We start from the raw sequence: 6,049 nt of genomic DNA on the forward strand, positions 1-6,049 counted from the left end.
ACATTCCAAATAGGCTTATTAAGATAGATCGGTATCTATTATTTGACTATCTTTTTTAAATCGATAGAATTTCACGCATATTTACACGCTTTTTATACCGTGTGAGAAATTAATAATCTGAGGCAACGATACATCTTATGGCTAAATGGAATGGTGAGTATATTCACCCATACGCAGAACACGGGAAAAAATCAGAGCAAGTTAAAAAGATCACCGTTTCGATCCCACTAAATGTATTAAAAGTTTTAACGGATGAGCGTACGCGTCGTCAAATCAACAACCTTCGCCATGCAACAAATAGTGAATTGCTATGTGAGGCGTTTTTGCATGCATTTACTGGTCAACCTTTACCAAATGACGATGACCTACGTAAAGACAACGCAGAAAAAGTACCAGAAGAAGTTAAAAAGATAATGCAAGAAATGGGTTTAGAAGTGCCTATTTTAAACGAAGAATAAATCATTACCTTTTTAATCAAAAAACCTCAGCATTGCTGAGGTTTTTTTGTTTAAGCGTTATATATTACGCCATATAGTTTTCAGGCAAGTCAATTTGCGCAACACCCGACTCTACCGCAGCAAGTGCTACAGCTTTAGCTATACGCGGTAGTAAACGCGGATCCATTGGTTTTGGAATAATATACTGCGCACCAAACTCTAGCTTATCTACGCCTGCGGCTTTTAAAACTTCTGCAGGTACAGGCTCTTTGGCAATACTACGAATAGCCTCAACTGCAGCAATTTTCATTTCATCGTTAATCGCGCTTGCACGTACATCAAGTGCACCACGGAAAATAAACGGAAAACATAAAACATTATTTACTTGGTTAGGGTAATCAGAGCGCCCTGTTGCCATAATTAAATCATTGCGTGCGCCGTGTGCAAGTGCAGGATCGATCTCTGGATCTGGGTTTGAACATGCAAACACGACCGGCTTTTCTGCCATTAGTTTTAAATCTTCGGCAGCTAACAAGTTAGGACCCGAAACACCAACAAACACATCAGCATCTGCAATTACATCTTGCAATGTGCGTTTATCGGTATTGTTAGCAAAAAGCTGTTTATATTCGTTTAAATCATCGCGACGAGTATGAATAACACCTTTGCGGTCAAGCATATAAATGTGTTCACGCAGTGCACCACACTTAATTAACAGTTCCATACACGCAACTGCAGCAGCGCCTGCACCTAAACATACAATTATTGCATCTTCAATTGATTTACCTTGTACTTCTAGCGCATTTAACATGCCGGCAGCCGTAACAATGGCGGTGCCGTGTTGGTCGTCATGAAAAACAGGAATGCTACAACGCTCTATTAATGCTTTTTCAATTTCAAAACACTCTGGTGCTTTAATATCTTCAAGGTTAATACCACCGAATGTGTCAGCAATATTGGCCACCGTGTTAATAAAGTCTTCTGTTGTTTTGTGCTTTACTTCAATATCAATAGAATCAAGCCCTGCAAAACGTTTAAACAATAACGCCTTGCCTTCCATTACGGGTTTAGACGCTAAAGGACCTAAATTACCCAAGCCCAAAATTGCAGTACCATTAGTGATAACCGCAACCATGTTACCTTTACCGGTATATTTATATGCATTTGCAGGATCTGCGGCAATTTCACGTACAGGCTCAGCGACACCTGGGCTATAAGCTAGGGCTAAGTCTTGAACTGTTTCAGCTGGTTTTGTTAGCTCAATGCTAATTTTACCAGGTACGGGATGTGAGTGATAATGTAGTGCTTGTTCACGAAAGTCAGACATAACGCGATGGTATCCTGCAATTTAAGTTAAAGTGAGAGGTGGAGTCTTGGGGTACGATACCCTTATTGTTTTTAAATTCCAAGCAATATCAGGTCTATCCTGTTATATGCTATATCCTTTAATTTTAAGAGGTTTTTCAGTAACTTTGCAGGATTATATAAACATTTGATAAATAAAAATTCATCAAAAAAGTAAGTTTTGAGGTGCGTTTATGTCTATTACAATATTAAAAAAATGTATGTTTAACGGATCATCATAAACTTAAAATAACAGCCTACTACACTACTTTAAAAACAGATAAGCCCACGTTAGCTACTTTTATCAACCTAGTTAAAATTTGTACTATTTAAAATATAGAGAATATCTATCGATTTGTCTGTAAAGGTTTATGCATACTCAGAATAAGAATAGGAAATAGTTATGCAAGGTGTGATGTAGCTCGAGCAAGCTAAATAAGATAAGAAGTGGTAAATTTTAGACACAAAAAAAGCACCCTAAGGTGCTTTTTTTAACTAAACAGCAATAATTACTTCTTGCTGCTAAGTGCACCGAAGCGCTTGTTGAAGCGATCAACACGGCCGCCAGTGTCTAAAATCTTTTGCTTACCAGTGTAAAACGGGTGACACGCAGAACATACGTCTAAGTGAATGTCTTTACAAAGAGTTGAGCTAGTTTCGAATTTGTTTCCGCATGAACATGTTGCAGAAATTACTTCGTACTTAGGGTGAATACCTTCTTTCATAGGAACCTCTAGTTAAGGCCGCATCGCTCTCCAAACCCGAAGTCTGGCACCATACGTCGTTAAAACAAATTTGTTGGTGGCGGATTTTATCCAACAACCTTCCCCTGCACAAGTATTTATTTATCTTTTCGCTAAAAAAGTGAACAATCTCTTTCTCAAGTACTATTGCTAGTAGGTTTTTAGCGGTATTTTTAGTACATTACAGCATTAATTTTACGGGTTGAGTTGTTATGAGTTTTGTTGAAGTTGCTATTAAAGTCCCGCTTCCACGCACCTTTGATTATAAAATAGAAGAGCAGCTCAGTGGCTTATCAACCCCAATACTTCCGGGCATGCGGGTTTTAGTGCCTTTTGGTAATCAAAAAAAAGTGGCTGTTGTTCTGGGCATTAAAAACAGTACCGACGTCCCTTTAAATAAAATTAAGAATATTATAGAGGTAATAGACGACACCCCTATTTTAAGTGCCCAACATTTAGAACTCCTTAGCTTTACTGCCCGCTATTATTGCTATCCCTTAGGCGAAACTATTCATATAGCGCTACCGAGTGTACTTCGCCAAGGTGAATCGCCAGATAAAACCAGTATTAATATGGTTGCCCTGACAGAAAAAGGTGCAAAAGTACCGTCATTAAAAGCTAAAACACAGCTCAATTTATTAAAGCAGTTATCGCAATCGGGGAAATCATCGTTAACCGAATTAAAAGCTCTTGGCTTTAGTAAAAAAACAATCGATAGCCTAATAGATAAAGAACTCATAACACAAACTATTGAGCACGATAACCAATGGCAAAGAGTTGCTCCAACTGTCGGTAGTAAACCAGTACTTAATAAAGAACAAGCGGTTGCCTGTACGGCAATAAATCAAAGTAATGGATTTAGCAGCTTTTTATTAGAGGGCGTAACTGGCAGTGGTAAAACAGAAGTGTATTTACAGTGCCTAGAAGAAGTATTAAAACGTGGCGAGCAAGCATTAGTATTAGTGCCAGAAATAGGCTTAACGCCACAAACTGTAAACCGTTTTCGTCGCCGCTTTCCTGATACACCCATTATGCTTTGGCATTCAGCCCTTACCGACAACGAGCGATTGCAAACATGGCGTTTTTGCGAAAAAGGCAGTTGTGCAATAGTTATAGGCACACGTTCGAGTATTTTTCTGCCATTTTTAAAACTCGGTATGATAGTTGTCGATGAAGAGCACGATTCATCATTTAAGCAACAAGATACCCTTCGTTACCATGCTCGTGATTTGGCCGCATACAGAGCTTTTCAGCATAAAATACCACTTATATTAGGCAGTGCTACACCCGCACTTGAAACACTTCACAAAGCAATTAATAACAAATATCAGCTACTAAGTTTAACCGAGCGCGCGCAAACTGCGACAGATAACCAATTTAAGTTACTCGATATGAAAGGCCAACCCGACCAAGCAGGTATTGCACATGCAAGCCTTGCAACTATGCGCCAACACTTAAATCGCGGTAAACAGGTTATGGTTTTTTTAAATCGCCGAGGTTTTTCACCCACTCTTATTTGCCATGAATGTGGCTGGCTAAGTGAATGTAAACGCTGCAGTACCAGCGCCACATTTCATAAAGCGATTGGGCAAATGATTTGTCATCACTGTGGCGATCAATACCCTGTTCCTCACCAATGTCCTGATTGTGGAAGTACGCAAATATTTCCAAATGGCAAAGGTACAGAGCAAATTGAAGAGTTTTTATCGACCGAGTTTCCAGATACACCCGTTACTCGCATAGACCGCGATTCAACTCGCCGTAAAGGCAGCCTTGAAAAAGCACTAGATGAAATAAACCTAGGCGGTGCACGCATTTTAGTTGGCACACAAATGCTTGCCAAAGGCCATCACTTTGCAGATGTAAGCCTTGTTATAATTTTAGACGTAGATAGCGGTTTATACTCATGCGACTTTAGGGCGACAGAGCATTTAGCACAGTTAGTTACTCAGGTCGCGGGGCGAGCTGGGCGTTCAGGGGAACCTGGCCAAGTATTATTACAAACACACTTTCCAGAACACCCGCTTTTACAAGACTTAGTTAATAATGGTTACCAAGACTTTGCTCGCTTTGCACTGAGTGAACGCGATGTTGCAGACTTACCACCCATTACAAATATGGCTATTGTCCGTGCACAAGGACACAGCATTAAGCTAGTCGTCGATTTTTTGACGGATTTGGTTCCTGTGAATGGGGTATCTGGTATACAATTGCTCGGCCCGATCCCTGCTCCACTTGAAAAAGTCGCAGGTATGTATCGTTTTCAATTACATATTCAAGCGCAAGATCGCCGCATATTACATCAGTACCTTGCGCAAATGGTTGATTATTTAAGTTCAAGTAAACTTGCACAAAAAGTACGCTGGAGCTTAGACGTAGACCCTATAGACATGATTTAGGTTAAGGCCAAAATAACACCATGGCACAGCACGATTATATTAACAAAAAGCCTGCAGGCAGAAACAGTAAAAAAAACGCACCCGCTAAAAAACCATTTCCTATTCTTTTAGCTGTCATAGCCATCTTACTCGTCGGTGGTTTTGCTTATACATTATGGTTTATTAAAAGTAATGCAGATCCAAAACTTGTCGAAAAACAAGCAAACCCCACTGCGCCCGCAAAAGTAGAAGTGGTTATTCCACGCACACCAGAGTTTATTAAAGAAATTAGAAACCACGAGATTCAAGTTGAAGTGAAAGAACTTGAGCAAAAAGGCCCTTACGTTATGCAGTGTGGTTCGTTTAAAACCCACGCACAAGCGGAATCACTAAAAGCAAAAATAGCATTTGCAGGCCTCATTTCTGAAATAAAACAGGCTGAAGGCAGCAATGGTACTTGGTATAAAGTGCGCTTAGGCCCATATAAAACCAAACGCCAAGCCGAAAGTGATAAAAACAAACTTAAACGTGTAAAAATAGTCGGCTGCGGAATTTGGGGCTGGACTTGAAAATAAACCATTCACCCATATAACCTCTTCATAATCGTTTTTTACGAGTTGCCTCTGCAGCTCGATGATGAGGAATAACATGACTACTATCGTAAGTGTACGCCGTGGCGACAAGGTTGTAATTGGCGGCGATGGCCAAGTGTCTCTTGGTAATACCGTAATGAAGGGCAACGCCCGTAAAGTTCGACGTCTTTATAATGGCAAAGTAATCGCTGGTTTTGCCGGCGGTACTGCTGATGCCTTCACTCTTTTCGAACGCTTTGAAAGCAAATTAGAAATGCACCAAGGAAACCTAACTAAAGCCGCAGTAGAAATGGCTAAAGATTGGCGCAGCGACCGTGCACTTCGAAAACTCGAAGCGCTGCTCGCTGTAGCAGACGAAACAGCCTCTTTAATTATTACCGGTAATGGCGATGTGGTTCAACCTGAAAACGACCTAATTGCAATTGGCAGTGGTGGTAACTTTGCACAATCAGCTGCAACCGCCCTTTTAGAAAATACAGATTTAAGCGCTCGTGAAATAGTAGAGAAAAGCTTAACTATTGCAGGCAACATCTGCGTATTTACTAATAACTTCC

At 40.3% G+C, this 6,049-nt stretch carries 6 protein-coding genes; 4 read left to right on the plus strand and 2 right to left on the minus strand.

Going from position 1 to position 6,049, the window contains the following annotated elements; genetic code table 11:
- Positions 1-137 precede the first annotated feature (137 nt).
- Positions 138-458, plus strand: coding sequence for a met regulon transcriptional regulator MetJ (metJ, locus tag H5072_RS09820; RefSeq protein ID WP_002958371.1), 321 nt, complete (start codon positions 138-140; stop codon positions 456-458).
- Positions 459-522: 64 nt separating this feature from the next.
- Here metJ and H5072_RS09825 read toward each other — a convergent pair whose 3' ends face one another.
- Both H5072_RS09825 and rpmE read right to left on the minus strand, forming a co-directional pair.
- On the minus strand, positions 523-1,764 hold the full coding sequence (locus tag H5072_RS09825; RefSeq protein WP_002958370.1) for a malic enzyme-like NAD(P)-binding protein: 1,242 nt from the start codon (positions 1,762-1,764) through the stop codon (positions 523-525).
- Between the two features lie 526 nt (positions 1,765-2,290).
- Entirely contained in the window at positions 2,291-2,506 is a 216-nt protein-coding gene (rpmE, locus tag H5072_RS09830; protein ID WP_002958369.1) for a 50S ribosomal protein L31, read from the minus strand.
- Between the two features lie 230 nt (positions 2,507-2,736).
- On the opposite strand from rpmE, the gene priA reads away from it, so the two are divergent.
- From priA to hslV, 3 genes are all read left to right on the plus strand, one after another.
- Complete coding sequence (gene priA, locus H5072_RS09835; protein ID WP_182693421.1) at positions 2,737-4,923, plus strand: primosomal protein N'; 2,187 nt, start codon at positions 2,737-2,739, stop codon at positions 4,921-4,923.
- A 20-nt stretch (positions 4,924-4,943) separates the two neighbouring features.
- Positions 4,944-5,471, plus strand: a complete 528-nt coding sequence (locus tag H5072_RS09840; RefSeq protein WP_024596311.1) for an SPOR domain-containing protein — start codon at positions 4,944-4,946, stop codon at positions 5,469-5,471.
- Between the two features lie 79 nt (positions 5,472-5,550).
- Positions 5,551-6,049 (plus strand): ATP-dependent protease subunit HslV (gene hslV, locus H5072_RS09845; RefSeq protein ID WP_220488576.1); only part of this gene is annotated, 499 nt, incomplete at its 3' end.

The sequence above is a fragment of the Pseudoalteromonas sp. SR45-5 genome, from assembly GCF_014163565.1.
GTDB lineage: Bacteria > Pseudomonadota > Gammaproteobacteria > Enterobacterales > Alteromonadaceae > Pseudoalteromonas > Pseudoalteromonas distincta.